General features: G+C 54.0%; 22 protein-coding genes. 8 read left to right on the top strand and 14 right to left on the bottom strand.

Annotated elements, in window-relative coordinates:
* Window positions 1-31: 31 nt before the first annotated feature.
* From glpK to R6H26_RS13610, 8 genes are all read right to left on the bottom strand, one after another.
* Complete coding sequence (gene glpK, locus R6H26_RS13645) at window positions 32-1,522, bottom strand: glycerol kinase GlpK (protein WP_404791030.1); 1,491 nt, start codon at window positions 1,520-1,522, stop codon at window positions 32-34.
* Between the two features lie 99 nt (window positions 1,523-1,621).
* Window positions 1,622-2,287: a glycerophosphodiester phosphodiesterase gene (locus R6H26_RS13640; RefSeq protein WP_404791028.1), complete on the bottom strand. Its 666-nt coding sequence runs from the start codon at window positions 2,285-2,287 to the stop codon at window positions 1,622-1,624.
* Window positions 2,288-2,320: 33 nt separating this feature from the next.
* The gene (locus R6H26_RS13635) at window positions 2,321-2,512 is read right to left on the bottom strand and encodes a hypothetical protein (RefSeq protein WP_404791026.1); all 192 of its coding nucleotides are present in this window, start codon (window positions 2,510-2,512) and stop codon (window positions 2,321-2,323) included.
* On the bottom strand, window positions 2,512-2,754 hold the full coding sequence (locus R6H26_RS13630) for a hypothetical protein (protein WP_404791024.1): 243 nt from the start codon (window positions 2,752-2,754) through the stop codon (window positions 2,512-2,514). Before R6H26_RS13630 ends, R6H26_RS13635 begins: the two co-directional genes overlap by 1 nt.
* Window positions 2,755-2,809: 55 nt before the next feature.
* Window positions 2,810-4,597 (bottom strand): TolC family protein, encoded by a 1,788-nt coding sequence (locus R6H26_RS13625; RefSeq protein WP_404791022.1) that lies wholly within the window; start codon window positions 4,595-4,597, stop codon window positions 2,810-2,812.
* Window positions 4,598-4,765: 168 nt separating this feature from the next.
* Window positions 4,766-5,524: an amino acid ABC transporter ATP-binding protein gene (locus R6H26_RS13620; protein ID WP_404791020.1), complete on the bottom strand. Its 759-nt coding sequence runs from the start codon at window positions 5,522-5,524 to the stop codon at window positions 4,766-4,768.
* A 2-nt stretch (window positions 5,525-5,526) separates the two neighbouring features.
* Entirely contained in the window at window positions 5,527-6,738 is a 1,212-nt protein-coding gene (locus R6H26_RS13615; RefSeq protein WP_404791018.1) for an amino acid ABC transporter permease, read from the bottom strand.
* Between the two features lie 3 nt (window positions 6,739-6,741).
* A complete protein-coding gene (locus R6H26_RS13610; RefSeq protein WP_404791016.1) occupies window positions 6,742-7,908 on the bottom strand; it encodes an amino acid ABC transporter permease in 1,167 nt (388 codons plus the stop codon).
* 94 nt (window positions 7,909-8,002) lie between these two features.
* Here R6H26_RS13610 and R6H26_RS13605 point away from each other — a divergent pair, with 94 nt between their 5' ends.
* The 6 genes from R6H26_RS13605 to R6H26_RS13580 all read left to right on the top strand — a co-directional run bounded on the left by R6H26_RS13605 (window position 8,003) and on the right by R6H26_RS13580 (window position 15,242).
* Window positions 8,003-8,803: an MOSC domain-containing protein gene (locus R6H26_RS13605; RefSeq protein ID WP_404791014.1), complete on the top strand. Its 801-nt coding sequence runs from the start codon at window positions 8,003-8,005 to the stop codon at window positions 8,801-8,803.
* A gap of 331 nt (window positions 8,804-9,134) precedes the next feature.
* Entirely contained in the window at window positions 9,135-10,151 is a 1,017-nt protein-coding gene (fmt, locus tag R6H26_RS13600; RefSeq protein ID WP_404791012.1) for a methionyl-tRNA formyltransferase, read from the top strand.
* Window positions 10,152-10,311: 160 nt separating this feature from the next.
* Window positions 10,312-12,105: an aspartate--tRNA ligase gene (gene aspS, locus R6H26_RS13595; RefSeq protein WP_404791010.1), complete on the top strand. Its 1,794-nt coding sequence runs from the start codon at window positions 10,312-10,314 to the stop codon at window positions 12,103-12,105.
* Window positions 12,106-12,160: 55 nt separating this feature from the next.
* Window positions 12,161-12,547, top strand: a complete 387-nt coding sequence (locus R6H26_RS13590) for a response regulator (RefSeq protein WP_404791008.1) — start codon at window positions 12,161-12,163, stop codon at window positions 12,545-12,547.
* Window positions 12,544-14,391: a response regulator gene (locus R6H26_RS13585; protein ID WP_404791006.1), complete on the top strand. Its 1,848-nt coding sequence runs from the start codon at window positions 12,544-12,546 to the stop codon at window positions 14,389-14,391. The genes R6H26_RS13590 and R6H26_RS13585 overlap by 4 nt, the downstream gene beginning before the upstream one ends.
* Window positions 14,392-14,501: 110 nt before the next feature.
* Entirely contained in the window at window positions 14,502-15,242 is a 741-nt protein-coding gene (locus R6H26_RS13580; RefSeq protein WP_404791005.1) for a phycocyanobilin:ferredoxin oxidoreductase, read from the top strand.
* A 150-nt stretch (window positions 15,243-15,392) separates the two neighbouring features.
* Here R6H26_RS13580 and R6H26_RS13575 read toward each other — a convergent pair whose 3' ends face one another.
* From R6H26_RS13575 to R6H26_RS13555, 5 genes are all read right to left on the bottom strand, one after another.
* Window positions 15,393-16,691, bottom strand: a complete 1,299-nt coding sequence (locus R6H26_RS13575) for an NF041680 family putative transposase (RefSeq protein ID WP_404788131.1) — start codon at window positions 16,689-16,691, stop codon at window positions 15,393-15,395.
* A 385-nt stretch (window positions 16,692-17,076) separates the two neighbouring features.
* On the bottom strand, window positions 17,077-17,340 hold the full coding sequence (locus R6H26_RS13570) for a phycobilisome linker polypeptide (RefSeq protein WP_404791003.1): 264 nt from the start codon (window positions 17,338-17,340) through the stop codon (window positions 17,077-17,079).
* Window positions 17,341-17,419: 79 nt separating this feature from the next.
* Complete coding sequence (locus R6H26_RS13565) at window positions 17,420-18,289, bottom strand: phycobilisome rod-core linker polypeptide (protein ID WP_404791001.1); 870 nt, start codon at window positions 18,287-18,289, stop codon at window positions 17,420-17,422.
* A 471-nt stretch (window positions 18,290-18,760) separates the two neighbouring features.
* Entirely contained in the window at window positions 18,761-19,249 is a 489-nt protein-coding gene (gene cpcA, locus R6H26_RS13560) for a phycocyanin subunit alpha (RefSeq protein WP_404790999.1), read from the bottom strand.
* 109 nt (window positions 19,250-19,358) lie between these two features.
* Entirely contained in the window at window positions 19,359-19,877 is a 519-nt protein-coding gene (locus R6H26_RS13555) for a phycocyanin subunit beta (protein ID WP_404790997.1), read from the bottom strand.
* 701 nt (window positions 19,878-20,578) lie between these two features.
* Between R6H26_RS13555 and R6H26_RS13550 the strand changes: the two genes are divergently transcribed.
* Entirely contained in the window at window positions 20,579-22,609 is a 2,031-nt protein-coding gene (locus R6H26_RS13550; RefSeq protein WP_404790995.1) for an ABC transporter ATP-binding protein/permease, read from the top strand.
* Between the two features lie 273 nt (window positions 22,610-22,882).
* Complete coding sequence (locus R6H26_RS13545; protein ID WP_404790993.1) at window positions 22,883-24,565, top strand: alpha/beta hydrolase; 1,683 nt, start codon at window positions 22,883-22,885, stop codon at window positions 24,563-24,565.
* A gap of 239 nt (window positions 24,566-24,804) precedes the next feature.
* Here R6H26_RS13545 and R6H26_RS13540 read toward each other — a convergent pair whose 3' ends face one another.
* Window positions 24,805-26,796, bottom strand: coding sequence for a cation:proton antiporter (locus tag R6H26_RS13540; protein ID WP_404790991.1), 1,992 nt, complete (start codon window positions 26,794-26,796; stop codon window positions 24,805-24,807).
* Window positions 26,797-26,944: the final 148 nt, after the last annotated feature.

Here is a 26,944-nt window from a genome sequence, read left to right as displayed (position 1 = left end):
CGGTTATGCCTTTGGCACGGGCGTCGTGCCATCACGACTTCCACTGCAATGTGAGGGCCACGGCCTGCCGCCATTGATGCAGCGCGGTTTCGCGTTCGGCCAGGGATAAGGTGGGGTGGAATGCGGTCTGCGGTTTCCAGAGCGATCGCAGTGCGGCGCGATCGGGCCAGAAGCCAACCCCCAACCCGGCCAAAAATGCAGCCCCCAGGGCCGTCGCTTCCGTTGTTTTCGGTCGCAGGATCGAAATTCCTAGAATATCGGCCTGTCGCTGCATCAGGAAGTTGCAGTTTGCCCCGCCGCCATCGACGCGCAATTCCTTCAGGGGCAAGGCCGAATCGCTTTTCATACAGTCGATCGCATCGCCAACTTGGTAAGCGATCGCCTCTAGGGCTGCTCGACAAATATGGGCGCGATTGGTGCCGCGAGCGAGACCCAACAGCATTCCGCGCGCGTGAGCGTTCCAGTAAGGTGCGGCTAAGCCCGTGAGTGCCGGGACGAAATAGACCCCGCCTGTATCGAGTACGGAGGTTGCGAGGCGATCGCACTCTTCGGCATCCTCGATCAACTGCAATTCATCTTGAAGCCACTGAATGGCGGCACCTGCCGTAAAGATAGCGCCTTCAACGGCATATTCCAGTTGTCCGTCGATTTGCCAAGCGACGGTCGTGAGTAGGTTTTTGCTCATCACGGGGCGCGTCCCTGTATTCATGAGCATGAAACAACCCGTGCCGTAGGTATTTTTGACGCTCCCGACGTCAAAACAGGTTTGCCCGAATAACCCCGCTTGCTGATCGCCTGCAATCCCTGCGATCGTAATTCCAGCAAGGTCTTCAGGATCGGCTACCGCTGCGATCGCCCCGCTACTCTCGACTATCGCAGGCAGTATCGCGGGAGGAATCTTAAACAAATGCAGCAACTCGTCATCCCAGGTCCCCGTGTCGAGGTTGAATAAGAGCGATCGCGATGCGTTGCTTGCATCCGTGACGTGATACTGCCCTTTTGTCAAAGACCAGATCAGCCAAGAATCTAGCGTGCCAAAGGCCAGCTCGCCGCGCTTGGCTCGCTCTTGAGCGTTGGGAACTCGATCTAAAATCCATCGCAGTTTCGATGCGCTGAAATAGGGGTCGAGATGAAGGCCGGTGCGTTCGCAGACAAAGTCTTCGACGCCGTCTGCTTTCCATTGCTCGCACATCGTCGCAGTGCGGCGATCCTGCCAGATGATAGCCGGATAAATGGGTTGACCGGAGGCGCGGTCCCAGACCACTGTACTTTCCCGTTGATTGGTAATGCCAAGGGCGGCTATCTCTGAAGCCGTGAGGTTGGCTTGTTGGAGGGCCTGTTGGGCAACGGCAATCTGGGTCTGTGAGAGGTCGAAGGGATCTTGCTCTACCCAGCCAGGATTGGGGTAGTTTTGGCTGTAGGCTTTCTGGGCGAGACTCACGGTCGAGCCTTCAGCGTCGAAAATGATGGCACGCGCGCTGGTGGTTCCCAGATCGAGGGCAAGAATGTATTGCGAGGACATTAGATCGATGCTCCATCACCTCATGCTCCCATCCTACTCCTGGAAACTGGGGATTCATCGATCGGTCATGGTTCTTTGCGCCTTCAGGACTTACTGCATTTACTTCAAAAGGAATTCGGGGCGATCGCTAATGACCCCATCGACTTGCCACTGGGCCAATCGCTCGTGGTCGCGGTGCGTCTCTGCTCCATAGGCGAACGTGCGGAAACCGCAGGCTTGACTCTGAGCGACCACCTCAGAATCCAACGTACCGTAATAGTAAACGAGGGTATTGATGGAAGGGTGATTTGGAATCCAGTCGGGTCGAGACTGAAAATTTAAAGGGCGGTGGGCTACCAACAAACCGCAATCTACCTCGATCCGCCGACCGATCTCTACGACGAGCGGATGCCAGAACGACGTAATCAGAACGCGTCTAGATGTAATGTAACGGCGCAGAATTTCGATCGTTGGCTCCAAGGCATCAGGTGTTTTAATTTCCAGATTCCACAAAAATTCTTTCGAGTCTAGAAGTGCCAGTTGCAAAGCCTCTTCCAGGGTTGAAATAGCGTATCCCACTCGATCGCTCAGTTCGGCTTGCGTTACGGAAGCAACCTCATCTCCATCCGGCGTGAGTCGATCGTGAAATAGGATGGGAATTCCGTCTCGGCTCAAGCGGATATCCGTTTCGATGCCGCCCACACCCAGGGCGATCGCCGCCTCAAAAGCTGCCAATGTATTCTCCGGCGCGCGAGTCTGAACCCCTCGGTGACTTAGAGTCAACATCGATTGGTAATTTCCATTCCGGTGTATAAGTGTTTATGCGCTTTGTGCTTCGCGACTTTTCCTGAGATGGTAAATAGTCAAAGGGCTATTTTGTATTTCTGCATCAACGTGCGCGATCGACTCATCAAGAGTAAAGTTCAACGCATCAAATTGCTTACAAACTTCCTGCAACTCAACTACAGTTTTCTGGATTTTTTGAGGATCGGTCAGAACAGGTATAGTCATCAGATACTCCAATCATTTCTTGCTTCTTTAACAGTTGCTTCTCCAGCATCAACGGTTGATTGAGCTTGTTCTATTGCCTTGATTAATATATCTAGCATGACTACAGGTGCAGATTGCTGAACTTCAGATACTTTTAACAGAAGAGTCGAAAGCCTTGAATAAGAGGAAATTCCTCTCTCCTTAGTGTTCTGTAGTTGCTCTAGTACATAGACCATTTCTTCAGTTTCGTCATAAGCATTCAATATCGATTCAACACTGAATCTTACCCAATAACTTTTAATTGAGATTATCCTCGCCTCAGGGATTCTCGACGATGTTGACAAAACCCGTCGCGCGCTCCAAACGAACCAAAGCACGGTTGTAGTCTAAAACTGCCTGAATCGAATTGCTTTGAGCCTGGGTCAGATCGGCCTGGGCGCGAACCACCTCTAGCGTGGTTCCCACTCCCGCATCCCGTCGGACCTCAGCCAGACGAAGACTCTCGTTGGCCTGGACGAGCGCCCCGTTGGCCGTATCGATATTGGTGGAATTGGCCTGGAGATCGTAGAAAGCTTGCTCCACCTCCAACCGAATGGACTCTTTCAGTTGGTTGAACTGCTGGTCGATACTTTCAATATTTTTGTCGAGCTGCCGAAGCTGCGATCGCACATCCCCGCCGTCAAAAATATTGAGGTTCATTTGCACCCCTACAGAATAGCCGTAGGCCCCTAGGAAGCGATCTTCTAGATCGTCGGCAAGGTTGAGGGAGGCAAACCCCTGAACTCGCGGCTGGCGCTGACTCGCGACAATCCGCTTTTGGAGCAGTACGATCTGGCGCTGGAGGAGCGTTTGATTCAGCTCGACGCGATTGTTGAGGGCCAAAACAATGCTCTCCTCCAAGGACAGACCCCAAAGCCCCGCTCTTTCCGGTGTCGTTGCCGAAGGCAGGGTTACGTCCACAGTATCCGGTAGGTCGAGCTGTTGCACCAACTGACGGCGCGCAATGGTGTAAAGAGATCTGGCTTGAGTTCGGTTTTGCAGCGAATCGGCTAAACTCACGGATGCCTGTAGCACTTCAAACTGCGTCCGAGTTCCCGCCTGGGTTCCAAGCTGGACGATCCTTAGATTTTCCTGAAGGCTTTTAACCGACCCCTCCGATACGGCAATGAGCGCCTGGGTTTGCTGGAGATCGTAGTAGTTTGAGGTGATAGTCTGACGCAGCGCCTGAAGCTGTCGTTGCACTTCTAATACCGCGCTTTCAACTTGTCTTCGGGACGATTGGATGGAGGCATCCCGCTGCCCCCCAGTAAAAATATTGTAGTTGAGGGTCAGCGCGCCATTAAAGTAGCCTCCCGTGCCTCCGCCGCCGCTGCCCGAACTGAGCGGCAGCGCGACAGCATCTGCATCGAGCGGCGTAAAGTCAACGGGCGTCGAAAGCGTTGCAGTTTGGCTGGCCCGCTGTTGGAGCTGCCGAATTTGCTGATCGAGCGTAGTGGTTTGGACCTGAGTGGACGTTTCTTGAAAGCGCTCTTGAAGGGTCGTAATATCTAGCTGAAGCTGTTGCTGGGCAGCAGATAGCTGCTGCTGCAAAGCGGCAGTGACGAACTGCGCGTCAGCTCCGCTGTAGGAGCGGTTTGCCGGAGAAAAAGAACTGCCATCTGTGCGGGCAATGCTGCCGCTAACTGCCAGGGATGGAAAGAGTGCTGCTTTAGCCTGTTTGAGTTGGGCGCAACTGCGCTGAAATTGAAGCCGCGCGGTCTGGAGATCTGGATTGCGTTCGAACGCCAAGCGAATGGTGGCGGGAAGGGTGAGGGGCAGCGTTTTTTGCAGGGCGACAGCGGGAGCTTGTTGCGGAACTTCGAGGGGAACTTTTGGGGGTAATGCTTCCGATTTTTCGGCTGCTTTGGGAATCAATCCTCCTTCTAAAAAGCTCAGATCGCCCGATTGACAGAGCTTTTCCGCCGATTGAGCGGTGGGTTGAGGCGGAACATCGGCTTGAGCCACCGTTGAAGGAGGCACAATAATCTTTGCTGCTTGACTGTGCTGGGGGATTGCCAAAACAAACAGACTCAAGAAAGGGGTCAGAATACCCTGAAGTTTGATCATGAAACGTCCTAGAGCACTCCACACAAATCAAACGATCGCGCTGCCAATCGGAAGCGACCTTGCCATTTTAAGCATCCAAGTACCAACTCAGCTACTTAATTACGCTTTTTGGCGATTGTTTGTACTCCTTTGCGCGCTATTGCTGAAATTCAGATGCCGACTCGAGACCTATGACAAAATCTGCGCTAGAAACTGACGGCTGCGCTCCTCCTTGGGATTTAAAAAGAATTCTGACGGCGCGGCGCGTTCGACCACCTGGCCCCGGTCCATGAGCAGGACATGGTTGGCCACTTCGCGGGCAAATCCAACTTCGTGGGTCACGATTACCATGGTCATGCCGCCTTCGGCCAGCGATCGCATGACGTCTAACACCTCTTTAATCATTTCAGGGTCGAGGGCGGAGGTGGGTTCGTCGAAGAGCATGATTTTGGGTTGCATGGCTAAGGCACGGGCGATCGCCACCCGCTGCTGCTGTCCGCCAGAAAGCTGACCGGGGTACTTTTGGGCCTGCTCTAGAATGCCAACCCGCTCTAAGAGCTGCATGGCAACCTCTTCCGCTTCGGGCTTGGACCAGCGTCGCACCCAGATGGGAGAGAGGGTAATATTTTGCAGCACGGTGAGATGGGGAAACAGATTGAACTGCTGAAACACCATCCCCACCTCGCGGCGGACGGTTTCGAGGTGACGCGGATTTTGGGTCAGTTCCACGCCATCGATAACAATGCGGCCCTGCTCGTGGGTTTCCAGACCGTTGAGGGTACGAATCAGGGTGGATTTCCCGGAGCCGGAGGGTCCCATCAGCACCACGACTTCCTGGGGATACACTTCTAGGTCGATTCCCTTTAAGACCTGGAACGTGCCGTACCACTTCTGAACGCCCTGCACGGAAATGATAGGGGATGCTGCAATTGGCAATGCATCGGTCATGGTTAGGATCCTGAAGGAAGTTCTAAACGACGACTGGCTAATGACAAACTGTAGCAAAACAGCCAGTACATTAGCCCGATCGCCAAATACACCTCAGCATAGCGTCCTAAATATTCGGCTTGGGAGGTAATGCTGCGGGCAATACCCGTCAGCTCCACGAGGCCGACAATGGAAAGCAGCGCCGTATCTTTAAACAAGCTAATAAATTGCCCCACGATCGCCGGGACGACTGTCCGTAACGCTTGAGGCAGCACGATTAAGCCGAGCGTTAGGGGAGTCGATAGCCCCAAGGCTCTAGAGGCTTCCCATTGCCCGTTGGGGATGGATTGCAGTCCGCCCCGCACGGTTTCGGCGAGGTAGGCCGCGCTGAACAGAGACAGTCCGGCGATCGCCCTGACCAATTGATCGACGCTAATTTGGGGCGGCAGCAGCAGGGGCAGCATGACCTGGGCCATAAATAAAATGCCAATGAGGGGCAGCCCCCGGATGAGTTCGATGTAGCCCGTGCTGACCCACCGAATGACGGGCAGTTGGCTTTGTCGCCCCAGCGCGAGCAGTACCCCCAGCGGAAAAGACAGCACGATGCTCGCCATCGCGACCAGCAGCGTTAAGAGCAATCCGTTCCAGAAGGTCGTACTGACGGCAGTCAGCCCCAACCCGCCGCTAATCAGCCACAGCATGGCGCAAAAATTAACGAACCACAGGAGCGGTAGCCATGCTTTGAGGATTTTTCCGCGCCCAGACCGCTGACTCCAAGCGCCCAGACTGCCCGCCCCAATGGAAACCCCTGCGATGAGGGCAATCCAGGCGATCGGTTCGAACCCCTGCTTGCCGAGGACGAGCGCGCCGATCGTGCCGAGACCGACGCCAGTCGCAATGAGGGTTTGTTTGCGCCCCCATCCCTGGATTGCACCCCAAGAAAAGGTGGGGACTGCCACCAGCAACATTAAAACCAGCCAGAGCCGCCAGAGTTGCTCGACGGGATAGCGACCGACAAAGATTAAGCGAAGGTTGACCGCGACCACCTCCCACTGGGCTTGGGTAAAGATCCAAGTCCCCAGACTCTTAAGGGTTGCAGCGACAGCCCAAAGGCAGAGGAGGGTCAAGAGCGCGTTATACCAAGTGCTGAGAAGATTCTGGCGGATCCAGATCCGTGCAACTTGAAGAGAAGGCGGACTGAAGGCAGTTTTTATTAGGCTTTGCCAATTCTGCATAGATTAGCGCTCTACGATCTGAATTCGGCGGTTATAGAGATTCATGACGAAGGAAATGGTCAAACTGATTGCTAAATAGGTGGCCATCAATAACAAGATGACCTCCACAGCGCGTCCGGTTTGGTTGAAGGTGGTAGAGGAGACGGAGTATAGGTCTGGGTAGCCGACGGCGATCGCCAGACTAGAGTTCTTGGCTAGGTTGAGGTATTGGCTTGTGAGCGGCGGCACGATCGCCCGGAGGGCCTGGGGCATGATGACCAGCCGCAAGGTGAGGTTGGGCTGAAGCCCGAGCGATCGCGCGGCTTCCCATTGGCCTTTGGGTACCGATAGGATGCCACCTCTGACAATTTCAGCGATGAAGGCTGCGGTGTAAAAGGTCAGGCCAAACAAAATAGCCGCGTATTCAGGCGTCAGCAGCAGACCCCCAACGATGGTTTTGTTGTCTTGGACCGCAGGCAATTGAAGATTCCAGGGAAACTCTTTGGTGAGCACCCAGGCAATACATCCCCAAAAAATAACGGTGACGGTTCCCATAAACCAAGGGCTGGCGGGTTCTCCATTCAGTTGGCGGCGTCGGAGGGTGCGGAAAACCCACTGCGCGATCGCCACGCCAATTCCGACGCAAACGATCCAGGTCAGCAGGCTGAGCCTGGGCAAAAAATTAGGCAATAGCAACCCGCGCTGGCTCAGGGACAGATCGCCGAAAAACCGGATGCGCCGTTCGAAGGGCGGCGCGCTCAAAAAGACCGCAAAGTACCAAAACATGAGCTGAAGCAGCAATGGCAGGTTGCGAAGGAGTTCGACGTAGACCGCGCCCAACTGCCGTACGAGCCAGTTGGAGGACAGCCTTGCAATCCCCACGCCTATCCCGATGAGCGTTGCCAATATTAGACCCAGCGCCATAATGCGCAGGGAATTGACGATACCGACCTGAAGGGCTTGGGCGTAGGTGTCGGTGGGCTGGTAGGGAATCGGCGTTTCGCCAATATTGAATCCAGCCTGAGACTGGAGAAAATCAAACCCAAATCCCAGTTGCTTCTGTTGGAGGTTCGCAACTAGGTTGTTGCTGCAGTAGGCCAGCAACAAGCCGAGTAGACTCAGAACCAAAATCTGAGCGGCCCAAGACCAAAACTTAGGATGATGCCAAGGTCGCGACTTTAACGTTTTCATACATCGCCTGCCGAACACATAAGACTGTAGCAAAGGCTCAGACAAAAAATGTTAACCTGCGATCGAAAGCTACCTGTTTTTTGAGGGACTTGCGATGGTGGGGCCGACCTTAAGCCGCATCGAAATGTTTCCGGTGAAGTCCCTAGATGGCAAGGTGCTTCAGGAAGCAGTCTTGCTGCCGAGCGGGGCGCTGAAGGGCGATCGCCAATATGCCATCCTAGACGCTCGGGGTCGCTTTGTGAATGGCAAGCACGATCCGCTCGTCCATCGCCTGCGCGCGACCTTTAGCGAAGATTTGACGACCATTACGCTTGGAATCCAAGGATTTCAACAGCGCGAAACGTTTTCGCTGGCAGGCGATCGCGCTCCCCTAGAGCGATGGCTGAGCGAGTATTTCGATCGACCTGTGACGGTTCGAGAAAATACCGAAACGGGCTTTCCTGACGATCTCAACGCCCCTGGCCCCACGCTCGTGACGGCGGCTACCCTCAAGGCCGTTGCCGAGTGGTTTCCCAACTTGGACCTTGCCGAAATCCGGCGACGCTTCCGCACCAATCTAGAAGTGGGCGAGACGGCTGCGTTTTGGGAAGAACGGCTGTACGACAAAGCGAAGGGTTCGGTGCCGTTTCGAGTGGGGGCGGTAACGCTCCTGGGGATTAACCCCTGTCAGCGCTGCATCGTTCCCACCCGCGATAGCTCGGACGGGACTGCGGATCGCGGCTTTCAACAGCAGTTCGTGCGGCATCGAGAGGCCCAACTCCCCCCTTGGGCCGATCGCGAACGATTCGATCGGTTTTATAAGTTGGCGGTCAATACGCGCTTAGCGCCCGATACTCAGACGCGGCAGATCGGGGTGGGCGACCGAGTTGAACTGTTGGCTGGGCGCAGTCTATAGGACTTCGAGTAACTGTTCCAAGGGGGTAATGAAGAGGGGTCGCTTCAGGTGCTTTCAAAGGGTTATTCACCTCCATTTTGGGGTTGCAGTGGCTTCGGAACCGCCTGAAACCCCCATTAACTTTTACTCCTTTTGGATAATGGCGACTTCGACGATCTGAGTTACCATCGTCTGCATACCCCCTGATGTGTCTTACTGCTATCGAAGTTCCTCGTCAGGGTGCGATAGGTTTGTACAGCGTAGTTCTTTGGCGAGAGCTACGCTGTTTTCTTGAGGGCAAATTCCGCGACAATACGCAAGGACTCTACGGCAAGATCCAGTCGCTTCCATCATGATAAAACTGATTTTTTGGGGAACGCCCCAGTTTGCAGTGCCTTCGCTCCAGCGCCTATTTAGAGACGATCGATTTGAAGTACTAGGGGTCGTGACCCAGCCCGATAAACGGCGCGGGCGCGGGAATCAGCTCATTCCCTCCCCCGTCAAGCAACTGGCATTGGAGTGCGGTTTGCCAGTCTGGCAGCCCACCCGTGTCAAAAAAGACGCGCAAACCCTCGAAGAACTGCGATCGCAACAGGCCGATGCCTTTGTCGTCGTAGCCTACGGCCAAATTTTATCCCCTGAAATTTTAGCCATGCCCCGGCTGGGATGCATCAATGCCCACGGCTCGCTGTTGCCCGCCTATCGCGGCGCTGCCCCCATCCAATGGAGCATTTTTAACGGTGATGCGGTGACGGGCGTGACGACGATGCGGATGGATGCGGGCATGGACACAGGCCCCATGCTGCTCAAGCGATCGATTTCCGTGGGATTGCTGGACGACGTTGGAGCGGTTGCCGCGCGACTGGCTGAAGTCTCTGCGGATCTGCTGGTCGAGACGCTCGTCGCGTTGGATCGAGGAAGCATGACGCCAGAACCTCAAGAAGAGACACTTGCCACCTACGCCCGCCTGCTCGAAAAAACCGATTTTTTAATGGATTGGTCTAGATCGGCGATCGCCCTTCACAATCAGGCGCGCGCGTTTGCCCCCAACGTCACTGTCCGGTTTCGCGAGCAGCCCCTCAAAGTTCTCAAAACCGTCCCCCTCGGCCTGCAGTGGCAAGACGCACTCCCCACCGATTTGCAAATTTTAACAGCGGAACTGGCGCAGCGAGAGATGCAGGCCTTTGCCCCCGGTGCGATCGTCTTTCTGGCAAAGGGACAGGGTCCAGTCGTTCAGACAGGCGAGGGATTGCTGCTGCTCCAGTCCGTTCAGCCCGCAGGCAAACGACAGCAGAGCGGTTGGGATTTTGCCAATGGATTGCGGCTCCAAGTAGGCGATCGATTGGAGAACGGAACGCTCGCAAGCTGAACCCAACGCTGAGGTTTCGCTCGCAAAATCCTGTCGCCGCATAGGACAGACCGCGCTTAAAGCTGCGATAATTAAAAGGTTTTCTGAAATTCTGCAAGCCATTTATCCTGCTTTGCAGCTTTTCAGTTCCTTATTATTGCATTGTCGTTTACTCATTATCATGCGAACTCAATACTGCGGCGAACTTCGAGGCGATCGTGCGGGTCAGACCGTAACCCTGTTTGGGTGGGTGGATCGCCGCCGCGATCATGGGGGCGTTATTTTTCTAGACCTGCGCGATCGCAGCGGGACGGTCCAAATTGTCAGCGATCCAGAACGCACCCCGGAAATTTACGCGTTAGCGGAATCGCTGCGCAATGAATACGTCATTAAAGTACAGGGAACCGTCACCCTGCGCCCCGAAGATTCGCTCAATCCAAAGATCGCGACGGGCGAGGTGGAAGTCTACGCAGAAGCCATTGAAGTGCTCAATGCCGTGCGCCAGCAGTTGCCCTTTCAAGTCTCCTCCGCCGATGCAGAATCGGTGCGCGAGGAACTGCGGCTGAAGTATCGCTACCTGGACCTGCGCCGCGAACGGATGCGGAGCAATCTTTTGCTGCGCCACGAAATTGTCAAAACCGTGCGACGCTACCTCGAAGACGTGCAGGGCTTTATCGAAGTGGAAACCCCCATTTTGACCCGTTCCACCCCAGAGGGCGCGCGGGATTATTTAGTGCCCAGTCGCGCGAATCCAGGGGAATGGTTTGCTCTGCCCCAGTCGCCGCAATTGTTCAAGCAGTTGCTCATGGTTTCGGGATTCGATCGCTACTACCAAGTGGCGCGCTGCTTCCGGGATGAAGATTTGAGGGCCGATCGCCAGCCGGAATTCACGCAGCTCGACATGGAAATGAGCTTCATGTCTCAAGCGGAGATTATGGAGCTGAATGAAGGGTTGATGCGCCACCTTTTCAAGACCGTCAAGGGGATAGACTTGCCCGAGACGTTCCCCCGTATGACCTATACCGAAGCAATGGATCGCTACGGCACCGATCGCCCGGATGTCCGGTTTGGGCTGGAGCTGGCGGACGTATCGGACTTGTTCCAGACCTCTGGGTTCAAGGTGTTTTCGGGGGCGATCGCCCAGGGCGGCGTCGTCAAAGTACTCTCCATTCCGGGCGGGAACGATCGGTTCTCTAACGTCCGCATCAAACCCGGCGGCGATATTTTCAGGGTTGCCAGCGAAGGCGGTGCTAAAGGATTGGCCTATATTCGCATTCGCGAAGGCGGCGAGATCGATACCATCGGTGCTATCAAAGACAACCTCGCACCGGACCAGATTGCGACGCTGCTAGAGCGAACCCAAGCTCAGACGGGAGACCTGTTGCTGTTTGGGGCTGGCGCGACCGATGTCGTCAATGCTTCCCTAGCGCGGGTGCGGCTGGCGGTCGGCCAGGAACTCGAGCTGATCGACCCGGATTGCGTCAGCCTGCTGTGGGTGGTGGACTTCCCCATGTTTGAGTGGAACGCGGACGAGAAGCGGCTGGAGGCCCTCCACCATCCCTTCACCGCACCGCTGCCCGAAGACCGACACGATCTCAAAACGGCCCGCGCCCAAGCCTACGACTTGGTGTACAACGGCCTGGAAATTGGCGGCGGCAGCCTCCGCATTTACGAACCAGAGCTTCAAGAGCAGGTCTTTGCTGCCATCGGACTTTCTGAAGCCGAAGCCCAGAACAAGTTTGGTTTTTTGCTGGAAGCCTTTAACTACGGCACCCCGCCCCATGGCGGGATTGCCTACGGCCTGGACCGTTTGGTAATGCTGCTGTCTGGCGAAGAATCGATTCGCGATACCATTGCCTTCCCGAAAACCCAGCAGGCCCGCTGTTTGATGACCCAAGCACCATCCGACGTGGATGCGAAACAGCTCAAAGAGCTACAGATTCGCTCCACCGTCCAGCAACCGCCCAAGGCTTGATCGCGATCGACGCACATTCTCGGGAGGGATTCGGAAGGCCAGGAGCGATCTGCCTATGGCAACGAAGCGGGTTTTAATTATCGACGATGAGGAAGCGATTCAGACGGTCGTGCAGTTTGGCGTTCAGATGGCTGCGGGTTGGGAGGTGCTGGTTGCTTGCACTGGGCCTCAAGGAATCCAGATCGCCCAATCCGAAGCGATCGACGCGATCTTGCTGGATGTGATGATGCCGGGGATGGATGGCATTGCCACATTTCAGGCACTTCAGACGCATTCTAAGACAGCGCAAATTCCGGTCATTTTTATGACGGCCAAAGCGCAGCGCTCAGAAGCCTCTCACTTCAACGCATTAGGAATGAGGGGCACGATTGCCAAACCCTTCAACGCGCTCGATCTTCCCCATCTCATTGCCGCAATTCTGCATTGGGAGCTGGAACCGTGAAAATCTTGCTCGTAGAGGATGACGAAGCGGTGATTGCCCTGCTCGCCAAAAGCCTGAGCGCTTATCGCTACGTGGTCGATGCCGTCAGAGATGGGGAAACGGGTTGGACCTACGGATCGACCTTTGAATACGACCTGATCGTGATGGATGTAATGCTCCCGAAGCTGGATGGAATCGCCTTATGTCAGCGCTTCCGAGCGGAAGATCACACCCTCCCCATTTTGCTGCTCACGTCTTTAGACAGCAGCACGGCCAAGATTCAGGGACTCAATGCGGGAGCAGATGACTACGTGATCAAACCCTTCAATGTAGAAGAGTTGATCGCGCGGATTCGGGCTTTGTTGCGTCGGAGCAGCGCAAATCCCTCCGTATTGAGGAGCTGGGGAGACCTGCTGCTCGACCCGACGACCTGCGAAGTGACCTATAACGGTCAGCCTTTGATTCTGACCACGAAGGAATACGAGTTGCTCGAACTTTTGCTGCAGGACAGCCGCTGCGTGCTGAGCAACGACGAAATCCTGGACCGATTGTGGTCGTCCGATGACTTTCCGGCAGAGGCAACCGTGCGATCGCACGTGCGGCGGTTGCGTTCCAAGCTTCAAGAGGCAGGAGCGCCCCGCGATTTTATCAGCACCATGTACGGGCGGGGCTACTATCTGAAGTCGCCGCAGACGGCAATCCAGCTTTCCCAATCCTTTTCGGACGAACCCAGCCCTTCCAGCTTGAGTGCAAACCGAGAGGCCAACCAAAACGCTCGCTACCTCGAATTCTTAAAGGACGCGTGGGTGACGACTCAACCCCATTGCCTCTCGCAAGTGGAGGTACTTTCTCAAGCGGTACGAGCGCTCCCAACCGATGGCTTCACCGAAACGCTCCAACACGAAGCCCACCACGTCGCCCACAAGCTGGCAGGAACGCTGGGGATGTTTGGGCTGGTCCGGGGCGCATCCATCGCCCGGCAATTAGAAGCGACGTTCGGTCGGGCCGAACGCCTCCAGCCAGAACAAGCGCCCGATTTAGAAGATCCGCTCGAGATGCTGCGCCAAGAGATTCAGTCCGCTCCCGTTCTTCTGCCTCTGCCCGCACGCGCCGAGCATTCAGGTGCGATGTTAGCGATCGATGCGGATGCGAGTTTCACCCAGCCCTTGGCGGAAATGGCCAGTCAAAAAGGTATCCGGTGCACGATCGCCCCCAGTCTAGCGTCAGCCCACCAATTCCTCGCAGAAACCACTCCCGATGTCGTTCTGCTGCGATCGCCCCCTTCAAGCCAGCGCTCAGAATTTCTCCAAACCCTCTCAACTCGCCTCCCTAAAATCCCCGTGTTGGTCGTAGGCCACCCAGACGATCTCGACCAACGCCTCGAAGTCTCAAGGTGGGGTGGAAAATTCTTGTCAGAGCGATCGGCGACCTTAGAGCAAACGATCGCCTGCGCGATGGGATTGGTCCGTCCGCTCACGGCTGAGGCCAAAATCGTGTTTGTGGACGACGATGTCCTGTGGCTGCGCAACCTCCCGGCGCTGCTCGAACCTTGGCGATTTAAGCTGACAACCCTTTCTAACCCCCTCCAGTTTTGGGACGTACTGCAAAGCGTCAAGCCGGACGCGCTGGTCTTAGATCTAAAAATGCCGGATATCGATGGATTGGAACTTTGTCGGATTGTCCGCAGCGATCCCCTATTGCAGCGCTTGCCTGTCTTGTTTGTCAGTGCTGTAGAAGACGCCACCGCTCAGAATGAAGCGTTTCAAGCGGGTGCTGACGACTATATTTGCAAACCCGTCACGGCCAATGTTTTGGCAACCCGAATTCTGAATCGACTGCAGCGCATCCGAGCGTGGGCGAGATAGCATCCTTGGAAAAGATCGGGATCGAACGGTCTGTGAAGATCTTTGCTGCACGGTTTTTGCACGCGATGTCGGTCAGAGTATAAGATGGACCGATAGGACTGGAGTGGAACATGTCTGTTTCTGTACGAGACTCATTGCGATCGCAACAATCTCCTTTAATCCGCAAGCTAGCAGATTGCATCGAAGCGGTCTGGCAGAAAACCCTAGACCTGTCTCCTTACCAGATGCCTGAAGACTTAGGCTATGTTGAAGGGCACCTTGAAGGCGAGCGCTTAACGATCGAAAATCGCTGCTATCAAACCTCCCAGTTCCGCAAGCTTCATCTAGAACTCGCTCGGGTCGGAAACGCGTTGGATATTCTTCACTGCGTGATGTTTCCCAATCCCAACTATGCCATTCCCATTTTTGGTGCGGATATCGTCGGATCTCGCGGGACGATTAGTGCGGCGATCGCCGATCTCTCCCCCGTCCGTCTCGATCGATCCTTGCCTCAACGCTACCAAACGGCCTTGTCTGGTCTGCCTCCCGTTGACTTCTCGCAACCGCGCGACCTGCCTCAGTGGGGAAATATCTTTTCAGACTTTTGCTTATTTGTGCGTCCAGTCGACGAACGAGAGGAAGCCTTATTCCTCAATCGAGTCCAAGACCTTTTAACCCTCCATTGCCAGTTAGCCTGCACGTCAATTCCCGTCACGTCTCCTCTCGAACTGCTTCAAGTCCAGGAAGGACAGCGGAACTACTGCACTAAACAGCAACAGAACGATAAAACTCGGCGAGTTCTCGAAAAATCCTTTGGTCCAGAATGGACAGAGCGCTATATGACGACAATGCTGTTTGATTGCGTTGTCTAATCCTAATCCCCGCTCGATCCGAGCGAGCGACGCGAGACCTCGCGCTCTTTGCTATTGGAGTTTAGACTAAACAGGAAGTACGTTCACGAGAAAGTAACTCGAAAGCATTCAGCATTCGAGACCGAGAATCAAAGGGAAGAAGTTTAAGGTTTAGGCTGCTGTATCAGCCGTTTCCTTGGGCTTGGCAAACCTTTTTTTGACCGTTGGACAGAAAGGACGACGGCTCCTAGGTTTACCTGTAGGCCAACCAAGAGACTTTCCACGAGGTTTCGGGTCAGAGGCAGGAGAGCCAATCCTAGCTAAAAGTGAAGCAAATGAATTTGCAATGCGTCCTGGGGTCAATTTGGTCATGGGTTTGTGCCAGGGCAAAGGGGAATCTTCCACGACCTCACGAGCGAGCCATAATTGCCAAGTGAGCAACGGCATTAGGTCAGACCAAGTTTCCATCTGTTTTGGGGTAGACAGTTGAGGCACCGTCCAATGGAACCGTTGTCGAACAAATCGATACCAATGCTCAATGGCAAAGCGACGCAGGTACTTTTGCCAGATTTGACCCAGCACAGCCTTCTGTTGTCCCATCCAAATCAGCCACAACGGTTTTGAGTCAGGGGCATCAAGTCGTTGAACCAGAATCAGGTCAAAGGGAGCGTCGGCAGCTTGTCTTAAATGAAGTGCTTCCCATCGACGCACTTTCACTCGTCCCAATTTGGGGTCGTGGGTCGTCATCTCTTCTTGAGCGACTGTCCAAGTATCGGGCGCTTGGAGGCTAAATTTTGGGCCATGTCGATGGGGTCTGCCCTTCCCCTGATAGGGCTGTGGGGCATGATAGAGCACTCGATTCGGTCGTAACCTCAGCAGCTTGTCGCAGGGGATGTCTGCGGTCTGTTTGAGAAAGGGGGCACACCCATACTCTCCATCTCCTAAGAACAGGACATGTCCTGGAATTTGAGCGCAGACTTGGCGTAACTGAGTTGCGGCTTTGCCAAGGGGGGTATCAAAGCTGGTGATCCGTTCATGGCGCAGGGGTAAAGCCCAACTGCCTTGCTCCTGGGGTATCCAGGCGATCGTGCTATACCCCTGACCGACGGCAACGGGTTTGCCTCCAGACAGCACCGATGGTTGGTGTTCATAGGTACGGTCTTGGAGCGTTTTTGCATAGGGCCGTGACCACGCCGTATGGTCTCCTGCCAGAACCACCACTTCTGATGTAGGGATGTGCCGCACACATTCTTTCATCAAGGCTTGACGCGAGGGCCGACCATCTTGGAGCGCTTCATAGATGCTCGGCCATTCTCGACGAAAGACGGGACTTAATGACAGCTCTACGAAGGATGCAACGCTCCGGGTTGTCAACACTGCGTCCATCAAATCGAACAGCGCATCCCTCCCGTTTCCCAATAACAGATAGGTGCGATGGCGAAATATCTCAAGATTCTGCAAACTGGTCATGATGAAGCCGATATGTTTTCCAACTTTCAGCTTCTATCATCGAGTGGTCAGTCTTCTTCGGCTGACCGCTTTTCCTTCCTGTTTAGTCTAAAGTCCAATTGCTAGAGAAACGCCTGGATGAAGATGTTTCATCCAGGCGTTTTGACATTTAATTCTCAGTTTCGGTAGATCGAAAATTACGGCTTTCCCAGAAGATTGTTACATTCGATCCCCCTCAATCCCCCTTAAAAAGGGGGACTTTAACTCTGAAGCCCCCTTTTTAAGGGGGTTGGGGGATCGAGTGTAAGAAGTTTTCGATCTACTGAGTTTAGGCGATTTCTAGAAAAGAAAATCCCGAACCATAGGTGCGCAAGGCCTTGCACACCTACAGAATCGCGCCTTCTGCCTATTCTTCTGTAGGTGCGGTCTTGGCGGGTGTCTGACCGGAGAGGGGGTAAATTTTAACGATCTTGCCTCCCAATCGCGCTATCCGGCGCATTTCGCTATTCATGCGGCCATAGGGCACCTGATGCAAAGTGGAGCCGCTATTGCGAACGGGATGGTTGGAATTGTCAGTCTGATCGTTTTGCCGCAAGCCCGTCACTTCGTAGATAAAAATGCGGCTATTGGCCGTCGAGCTAGCGGCTCCAGGGGTTGCTTGTCCAAGCATAGCGATTCGATCTCCGTATAGGTTTGACAAAGTAGCAATCCGTACAAGTATGGATGGGGTTCCGTTTGACAGTAGGTTTTTACTGCGCCACAGTCACGCTCGCAACTTTCCCGCCCAGCTTATTGATTTGCTGAAGCGTACTGGAGAGCTGCTCGTAGGACACGATGTACTCTTTGTTGACGCGCCGAACCTTAGGATAGCGGGGCAGGTTGAGGCTCGATACCTCAATGCGGTAAAGCCGATCCGTCGAGCCGACAGCAGAGCGACCAAACGCGCGATTCGGCATCGTACCTTGCTCGGAGGCTCGGTAGGCAAACCCATTGCTGCTGCCGGAAGGCGCTACGATCGCCGAGGCGCTATTTCTAGCCAAATTAGCCGCAAGGGAAGAACTCGCACCGCTAATCTGGGAAAGATCGCTATTGGCATAGCCCCGGTACAGACTGAACAGTCCGGTGAACCCAGTCGCTCGTTGCCCCGCTTGGTACTCGAATCCAGTGTAATAAGGCACGATCGAGTCGCCAAATTTTTCCTCATACTCGGCAGAGTCGATGTAAGAGTCGATATCTGCATCGTACCCTTCCGTTTGATAGCGATCTAGGTGCTCGATGACTTCAGCTTCGTCATGGGGCGCGCGACCTAAGAGGTGCTTGAAATTCAGCTCTATCACTCGGGTGTGGAAATGAGGATATAAAAACTTGTTTTTGTATAATTCCGTCTTGGCCACGGCTCGAACGAATTCGCGCACCGTCAACTGTCCGTTGTTGAGCAAAGATTCCAGCACGGGAAATCGGTCGCTGGACAACAGATAAGTATTCCCCAATACATGGCGATAAACGGCATGTATGACGGCCTTGGCATTTTCTGGCGTCCAGTTCGGGCGCAATTCCACAGGGCTAGTTTCGCTGAAAGCGCTCGTCCCTAGTCGTGAAGCTCCAGTTGTAATCGCCACAGATGATTCTCCTTAATTAGTTAATGGGTCAAACGCGATGATATTAGGCGATATCTGGAATATCGATCTCCCATTCATTGGGGGGTTGCAAGAGGGTAAGATCTCGAAACGCCAAAGAACGATGAATTCTGCTGCAGAAGTTGCCTTAAGCCGAGGACACGTCGATCGCGCGGGAACCCCGTCGATGCATTTGTCGATGCATTTATGGCCGGTTGGATTTAAGCCGATCGAAGCTTACCAGATACTCCCGTACACTCCGCCTGATTTGAGGGGCCTGTTTGCTTTGCGCAATTCGACGGGACTGGTTCCTCTAACTGTCTTAAGGTCTGACTTTTCAGCTGTTCCAGAACCGATCGCGTCCTTAGCACCTGAAACCATCCAATCAAAAAATTCGCCCAGAACCTCGGATTGCCATCCACGCTGCATAAAGCAACGCCAACCGCATTTCGTGCTCTGGGCGAAAAGAAACCCTTAGCTTAGGGCATTGATGGCATAGTCGAGGTAGCAATTGGCTTCAATGGCTGCGTCGCCGCTGAGACCGTGATTTGCTTTGATGTGCTTGAGGGCTTCGACGTACCAGCTAGGAGACAGTTCGAAGGTGCTGTTGATTTCACCGACGCCTGCTAGGAGATAGTCATCCATGGGGCCCGTACCGCCTGCAATCAAGCAGTAGGTAACCATGCGCAGGTAGTAGCCGATGTCGCGCACGCACTTTGCTTTACCGGAAGCGGAAGAAGCGTAGTTGTTCCCTTGCATTTGGGTGGTGTACGGGAATTTTTGGTAGACGGCATTTGCAGCGCCTTCTGCCAGACTGCTGGATTTTGCGGCTAGCGCTCTAGCGGCTTGCAGGCCGGTTGGAGCTTGACGCAGGCGGCCAAACGCAACTTGCAGTTCGCTCGTGCTGAGAAAACGACCTTGAGAATCAGCAGCAGCTACAGCTTCGGTTAATGGAGTTTTCATTGGATACGGATCTCCCTAAATGATTTTCGCAATAATGGTTTACGGTGTATCGATCCACAAACGATCGATCGAGCAACGGGTAAATGATTGTTGCTATGAAATAGATGCTTTAGCCGACAGCAGAAGCAGCACGGTCGAAGTAGGATGCAACTTCAGCCATGATGGAGCTGCAATCGCCTTGGGTAATGCCAGCCTTGTCGTTGGCGATCGCAATAGCAGCATCTTTCATCTTGCCGATACCAGCTGCGACGGAAGCGCCGGGTACGCCCAGAGCCAGATAGGTTTCGCGCAGGCCGTTGAGGCAGCGGTCATCCAATACGCTGGCGTCGCCCGTGAAGATTGCGTAGGTTACATAGCGTAGAACGATTTCCATGTCGCGCAGGCAGGCAGCCATGCGGCGGTTGGTGTAAGCATTACCGCCGGGTGCGATGAGTTGAGGCTGATCGGCGAAGAGGGAACGTGCAGCGCTTGCAACGATGGAGGATGCGTTACCGGTAATGCGGTTGACGGTATCGATGCGCTTTAGTCCGTCGCTGACCATTGCATTGAGAGCATCGAGTTGAGAATCGCCTACATATTCGCCGCGAGCATCTGCTTGGGCAACCACTTTGGTAAAAGCGTCTAGCATTCTAAGTTTCTCCTAACATTTAAAGCAAGTTAATTTTTTGCTCGATATTCAAGTTATTAAATTGGGTTTCGAGCAATAGATAGAAATAAATTGGCATGCAATGCTTGAGTTGGGCCTTAAAAAAAGACCGTCTCAGAGAACGAATGTTCGATTGTCTGCCAATTTCTTCTGAGCGAGAATCCCGATTTTGGAATCGACGGACTCATTGCTGTTTGAACCACCTTTGATTAAATCAGCGGGTTTGTGCAAAACTCGTGCAAAGATTAATGCCTACCCCGAAAACGTTATTTTGCTTTACATAAAATTGATGTTTGTTAACTGCTTGTTAAGAAAGTCGATATAAATGCCTGCCGGAAGAATATTTGTGGCGCTTGCCTGGCAAAGATTTCAGCCATCCTTGGGGAAATGCCGGAGGTTGCTAGAGCGTCTGCTATAGATTTCGTGCAATAAAACAGCACAATATTGGGTCTGTTATCGAGCGGGAATCGGTGAGGCTCTCATAATTGGGGAGGCTGGCATCGACTGTTCGCCCTTGGGGAACGAATGCTGCGGGAATGGGTCGAAGGCTTTGGACGGAGGACGCGTTAAGGCGATCGCCGGTTAGCGCGTTTGCCGCATTGCCAGCCGCATTGCCCAGTTCGTGCTGGAAAAGCGCGTATCCTCCTTTACACTGTGAAATATTCCTTTTTGCTTGAGGTGCTATGAGCGCAGTAGACTCGTCAGTCGTCCCGCAGCGGTTTCGGTTCGACCGCAAGCTGTGGGCGCGATTTGTGGAAGTGGCTCAACCCTACTTCTATCCGCCGGAAGCAAATAGTTCGCGGCAATTTTTCTTTTTGATCGCCACGCAGCTTGTTTTTGTGGTGGCGTTTACCTTTTTCTTTGTTGTGGCCCTAGCCTTAATCGGCTTCCAGTTTAATCCTAAGTTTTTTGCGGGTTTGACCAAGCAGATTATTTACCTGCAATTTTTGTCGGGTCTTGGCAAAAACTCCACAGAAATTTTCCAGAGTCTACTGCGTTATCCCGCTTCTTACGTGTTTTTAGCGCTCTTGCTGCTGAGTAGCGGGGTGTTCTATGCCTATCGCAGAAAGCTGAAGGGCAGAGAGAAACAATGGCTTATTTTAGGGCTGCTGCTTTTTCTTGCTTTTATCGTCAGCAGCTTAAACGTTCTGATTAGCTACGTGTTTCGATTTATCGACAACGCGCTCAATGCTAAAGACCCTAACGTTTTTTGGGAGTTTTTAACAGTTTATGGCATTGTATTGGTCGTCGCGATTCCCATTCTGATCGGCTATCGCTATACTCGCCGCAAGCTAGCGCTATTTTGGCGAGAGTGGCTGACGAATACTTTTTTGAACGGCTACTTTAAAGATCGCACTTACTACGAACTAGACTCCAACGCAGCCAATACCGACATTGATAACCCAGATCAGCGGATTACGGAAGACATTCGTTCTTTTACGGTCACGATTCTAGATCTCATTTTAGAGATTTTGAATTCTGTTTTAGACTTAATTGCTTTTACTGGCATTCTTCTCAGCATTTCTCGCGAGCTGACGTTAGGGCTAGTGGGCTATGTCTCTATTGGGACTGTTTTGGCTATCGTCATTGGAACTAAGCTGATCGCACTCAACTTCAATCAGCTGCGCCTAGAAGGGGACTTTCGCTACGGCATGGTTCACGTCCGCGATAACGCTGAATCGATTGCGTTTTATCGGGGAGAAGGATTAGAGCGCGGCCAAGTGGAAGGACGTTTGGGTCGAGCCATTCGTAACTTCGATTTCTTGATTATCTGGCTTGCTTTTTTAGATATTTTCCAGTACGCCTACAACTACTTCGCCCGTCTGGTTCCGTATCTCATCGTCGCACCGCTTTATTTTGTCGGCAAGGTAGACTTCGGCACCATCGGTCAGGGGATTTTTGCCTTTCAAATGGTCCTTGGCGCGCTATCGTTAATTCCCAGCCGAATTCAGGATATTTCTTCCTTTGCAGCTAGCATCGAACGTCTGGGTATGCTCTTCGAGCGTTTTCGACACCCTGCGGCGGGTGGCAGTACGGACGGTGGTATTCAAAATCACCTGTCTACCCATTTCAAAATCAACGATCTGACGCTCCGCACTCCAAACGCCGAGCAAACCTTATTTCAAAACTTGTTCTTTGAGTTAGAGCCGCCCCATTCTTTACTGGTGGTGGGCACGAGCGGGTGCGGGAAAAGTTCTCTGCTCCGGGCGATCGCCGGGTTATGGCGCAACGGCTCCGGCACCGTTGAAGGCCCTGACTACCACGAAGTGCTGTTCTTGCCCCAAACGCCCTACATGCTGCTGGGCACCCTGCGCGAACAGCTCATCTATCCCAACCTGCGCGAAAACATTACCGACACCGAAATTCAAGAGGCTCTGCGAATCGTCAACCTAGAGGACTTGAGCGATCGCATGGGCGGACTCGACGCTGAAAAAGACTGGGCCGCTGTCCTCTCCCAAGGCGAACAGCAGCGCCTCGCCTTTGCCCGTATTCTGCTGAACCAGCCCAAGTACGTCATCTTGGATGAGGCCACGAGCGCCCTAGATGTCCCCAACGAGCGGCGGTTGTACCAGCTTTTGCAAAGTCTGAATATCACCTATATCAGCGTGGGCCATCGTCCTAGCTTGGTAGATTATCACCAGAAAGTCTTAGAGCTTGGGGTTGAGGATAGCTGGCAATTGCAATCCGCCGAAACCTATCGCTTTGCAACCTAAGATTCGATCGAACAAAAAGTGTCAATAGATTGCATCGTCGATCTCCCTTGGTTAGACTGGGTGAAATTTTAGGGTAAAGCTCGCGCAAAAGGGGGGAGGCGAATCCAGACTCCCTTTTTGCTGCGATCGCTGTTTGCTAGCACGGTTACCCTGAAACAGTTCGATCGTGATAGGCGAGGGGGATTCTATCTATAGCGGTTCTCGGTTGGATGAAACATGGCATCTCACAGGTGCGCCGGACGATCGATCGAAATTGGGAATTAGGCAAAGGGCGTGAAAAAATTAACCAAGCAGCGAATGGATTGGCGGTCTTATTTAGGCGGTTGCAGCTTTGCCATGGGTCTCATGCTGACCTGTGCGGTCGATGCGGCGGAACGGGTTCATGCCACCTATGGATTTATTGAAATTACCCTGCCCGTTTCAGATTTAGAAGTTTACGCCCAGGAAGGTCGCCTCTCGCCAACCCTGAAAACCTATTCCAAGTTTTTAAAACCCGCCCAACTTGCAGATCTCAGAGAAGCACTCAAAAAGCGGATTGAGTTATCCCCCGATGTAATTTCGCAGTTTCTGTACACGCCTACGGGCGAGAAGATGCTAGAGCGAGCGAGTACTCTCGTCAAAGCAAAATCTCAAGTGTCTAGCCTGCAGGCGCTGCGGTCGGCCATGATTTTGGCTTCTACGGATCCTCAAGGGCTGACGGTTTTGAGCCTCATGCGCAATTATCCCGATTCCGGCATTCAGTTGGATGTCGCTCAAGGGATTGAAGTATTTCAGTCCATCCGCAAGCTGGTACAGCAGACCAATACATCTATTTCGCTCGTGCAGCAGCGCTCGGATCGGATGGCAATGTCTAGCCCAGCGGCGCGTCCTGCTGAATTACTGAATCTGCGAAAGTCTGGTCCTTATGCTTGGGATGTCATTCCACTGACGCTGACGGACAAGCGCCCTCGACGGGTCCAGCTCTCTGGCCCTCCCAGGGAGTTTGCCGCAGACGCATACGTTCCCAACTTAGTCCGCTCCGCTCCAATGCCGATCGCGGTCATTTCCCATGGATTGGGTTCGGGACGGACGGCGTTCAAGTATTTTGCCGAGCATTTGGCTTCTCACGGTTTTGTCGTCGCAGTACCGGAGCACCCCGGCAGCTCGGATCGCCAGATCAGCGCGCTTTTGGACGGCAAGGCCGATGATGTGTCGAATCCGAAGGAATTTATAGATCGGCCCTTGGATGTGTCGTATCTGCTAGACGAACTATCCCGCCTCAACCAGACAGACGAAAGGCTGAAGGGACGGTTGGACCTCGATCGGGTCGGCGTTATGGGTCAGTCCTTTGGCGGCTATACGGCATTGGCCCTGGTCGGCGCGAAGATTAATTTCGAGAGCCTTCAAAAAGGGTGCGATCGATCCTTCTCTCAAAGTCTAAATCTGTCGCTGTTGCTCCAATGTCAGGCACAACAGCTACCGAAGCAGGACTATGCCTTCAAAGATCCTCGGGTTAAAGCGGCGATCGCCGTCAATCCTTCAGCCAGTACCGTGTTTGGCCTCGACGGTTTCAAGGGCGTCCAGGCTCCGGTGATGTTGATTTCAGGCACTGCCGATAGCATTACGCCGCCGCTAGCGGAGCAGATCGAGCCGTTTACGTGGTTGCCCGATATTGAGAAGCATTTAATTTTGATCGATGGCGCAACCCACTTTTCCACCATCGATCGACTCCAGCCCACCGAACGGGCCTTTGTGACGCCCAAAGAGCTGATCGGCAGAACCCCAGAAGTCGCGAGGATCTACATGCGGGCGTTAGGACTCGCGTTTTTCCAAGCTTACGTAAAAAAGCAGCCCCATGCAGCAGCATTCTTAAATCCAGCCTCAATTCAAGCTCAAAGTACCCAGCCGCTTTTACTGCGAGGCATTTCGTCGCTATCTATTGAAGAGTTAGACCGGATTAAAGATGCATTGTGGTAACGATTTATCGCTGATGCAAAGGATGTGTTTGGGTGATTTCCAGGAAAGGTTATACCCTCCGATAACCTCAAGAAAAGCCTCTAGCTGGCTGAGCCTCTAGAGCTGGCTGAGCGCATTGCCCTGCCGTGTCCTGAGCTTGCCGAAGGGAGCGAAGCCGAAGGGGAGTCGAAGCCAGCGGTAAGCTTTTTCCCGGAAATGGCCTTGGTTGCTGACACGCTCATCGATCGATTAAACAGTCCTCATCCAAACAGTCGCTCAAAAGCAGCCTGCTCCTGAGCGTCGCCCACCACCAAAAGGCGATCGCCCTCCGTCAAAACCGTCTGCGGATCGGGGTAGCGCAGGAGCTGCCGTCCCCGCCGAATCGCCATAATGGTGGCTCCGGTCATCTGACGGATATTGGCTTGGGCGAGGGTTTGACCCACGAGCGCCGACCCTTTCGCCAACACGCGCCAGTTCCCGTCCAGCCCCACCATCGCTTCGCCAAAGTTCGTCGATGCCAGGGTCTCAAATCGATCGGGCAAGATATCGCGGTAGCGATCGGCGCGGTGGCTTTGGATGCTCTGAAGCACCCCCGAAACCTCACCCCCTAAGTTCAGCAATACGTGGGCGCCCATCTCTAAAGCCGCTTCAAATTCCGGCTGCACCACTTCCTTTGCGCCCAGCTGATAGAGCGTATCGATTTCTTGATTGGCATGGGCGCGGACGGTGATGTCTAGGTCGGGGGCGATACTGGCGGCCCGCTTCAGGGCGAGGCGGGTTGCGGCGGGATCGGTGAGGGCGATCGCCAAGGCTTGGGCGTGGTTCAGCTTCGCCTTCTGCAATACCAGCTCGCTAGAGGCATCGCCGTAAACGTAGGGGATCTTGCGTTCTCGCAGTAATTGAAGCGTCGCTTCATCGTTGTCGATGACGAGCACGGGATACCCTCGCGATCGCAGCAATCGCACCAGCGTCTCTCCCACGCGCCCGTAGCCCGCCACAATACAGTGGTCCGTCAAGTGCTCCGGGATAAAAGATGCTTTGGGATACTGTCCCGCCCGCAGCCACCGCCCCAGTTTGGGCACGGATTCTAGCTGATGGAATAGGAAGGGCGTCAGCTTGAGCAAAAAGGGCGTCAGCAGCAGCGTAATGGCCGTCGTCCCCACCGTTAGTCCGTAAAGCTCGGATGAAAACAGCCCCAACTTGCTGGCCACTCCCGACAGCACGAAGGAAAATTCTCCGATTTGATTGATCCCGAGGCCGACCGTGAGGGCCGTTTTGAGGGGATAGCCGAAGAGCGCCACCAACGGAGCGATAATGATGGCCTTGCCCAGCATCACCACTGCCACCAGACTGACGAGCGTTCCGGCATGACTCAGCAAAAACAGCGGATCGATCAGCATCCCGATGGAGGCAAAAAAGAGTGTAGCAAAGACATCTCGTAGGGGCAAAATGCTGTGGAGTGCCTGGTCGGAATATTCCACTTGAGAAATCATGAGTCCGGCCACAAAGGCCCCCATCTCGATCCCCAGCCCCAAAATATTCGTCAGAAGGGCCACCCCCAAACACAGCACTACCACGCTCAACACGAATAGCTCCTGGGAACCCGTGCGGGCAATCCGCTTCATCAGGGGCGGGACGACGTAAAGTCCGGCGATCGCCGCCCCCGCGAAAAACAACGCCGCCTTGACGAGGGCCAGCAATAACCCTTGCACCAACGCGCCCGCAGGTTCCGTCAGCGCGGGCAGCACCGCCAGCATGAATCCCAGCCCAATATCCTGAACGATTAAAATGCCCAGCATCACCTGACCGTGGGCCGTTTGAACCTCGTTGCGCTCCATCAGGCTCTTGAGCACCAGCGCCGTGGAAGAAAGGGAGAGCGCGGCCCCCAGAAAAACTGCGGCAGGCACAGTCTTGACGACCCCAATGGCAAAGGCTAACCCTCCTGCCAACAGAATTGTCAGCAAAATTTGGAGCGTCCCGCCGCCCAACGCGATGCGACGAACCTTGAGTAAATCGCCGAGGGAAAACTCAACCCCCAAGGCAAACAACAAAAGCGCCACCCCAATTTTGGATAGCACCTCGATTTCCTCGGGAGAGGGAATCAACTTCAGCCCGGAAGGCCCCACAATCAGTCCTGCGAGGAGGTATCCCATGAGCACGGGCTGCCCGAGGCGGCTGGCCAAGTAGCCGCCCCCCGCAGCCGTCCCCAGAACCGTCACCATATCGACAATGAGAAGGACGTTAGCAGCCATAGCGATCGGGAAAATGCGAGGAAAGGAAGGTTGACACCATGAAAATAAAGCTGAGGGGACGTAGGATAGGATGGTCTAGTCTAAAGCATTAAGGTTAGATTGACTTACAGTACGCTTACGCTGCCCCAAAACGCCGTTTTGTCTGCCT

Source organism: Altericista sp. CCNU0014, from assembly GCF_044923475.1.
GTDB lineage: Bacteria > Cyanobacteriota > Cyanobacteriia > Thermosynechococcales > Thermosynechococcaceae > JAAURS01.
This window is presented reverse-complemented; position numbering and strand designations above follow the sequence as displayed.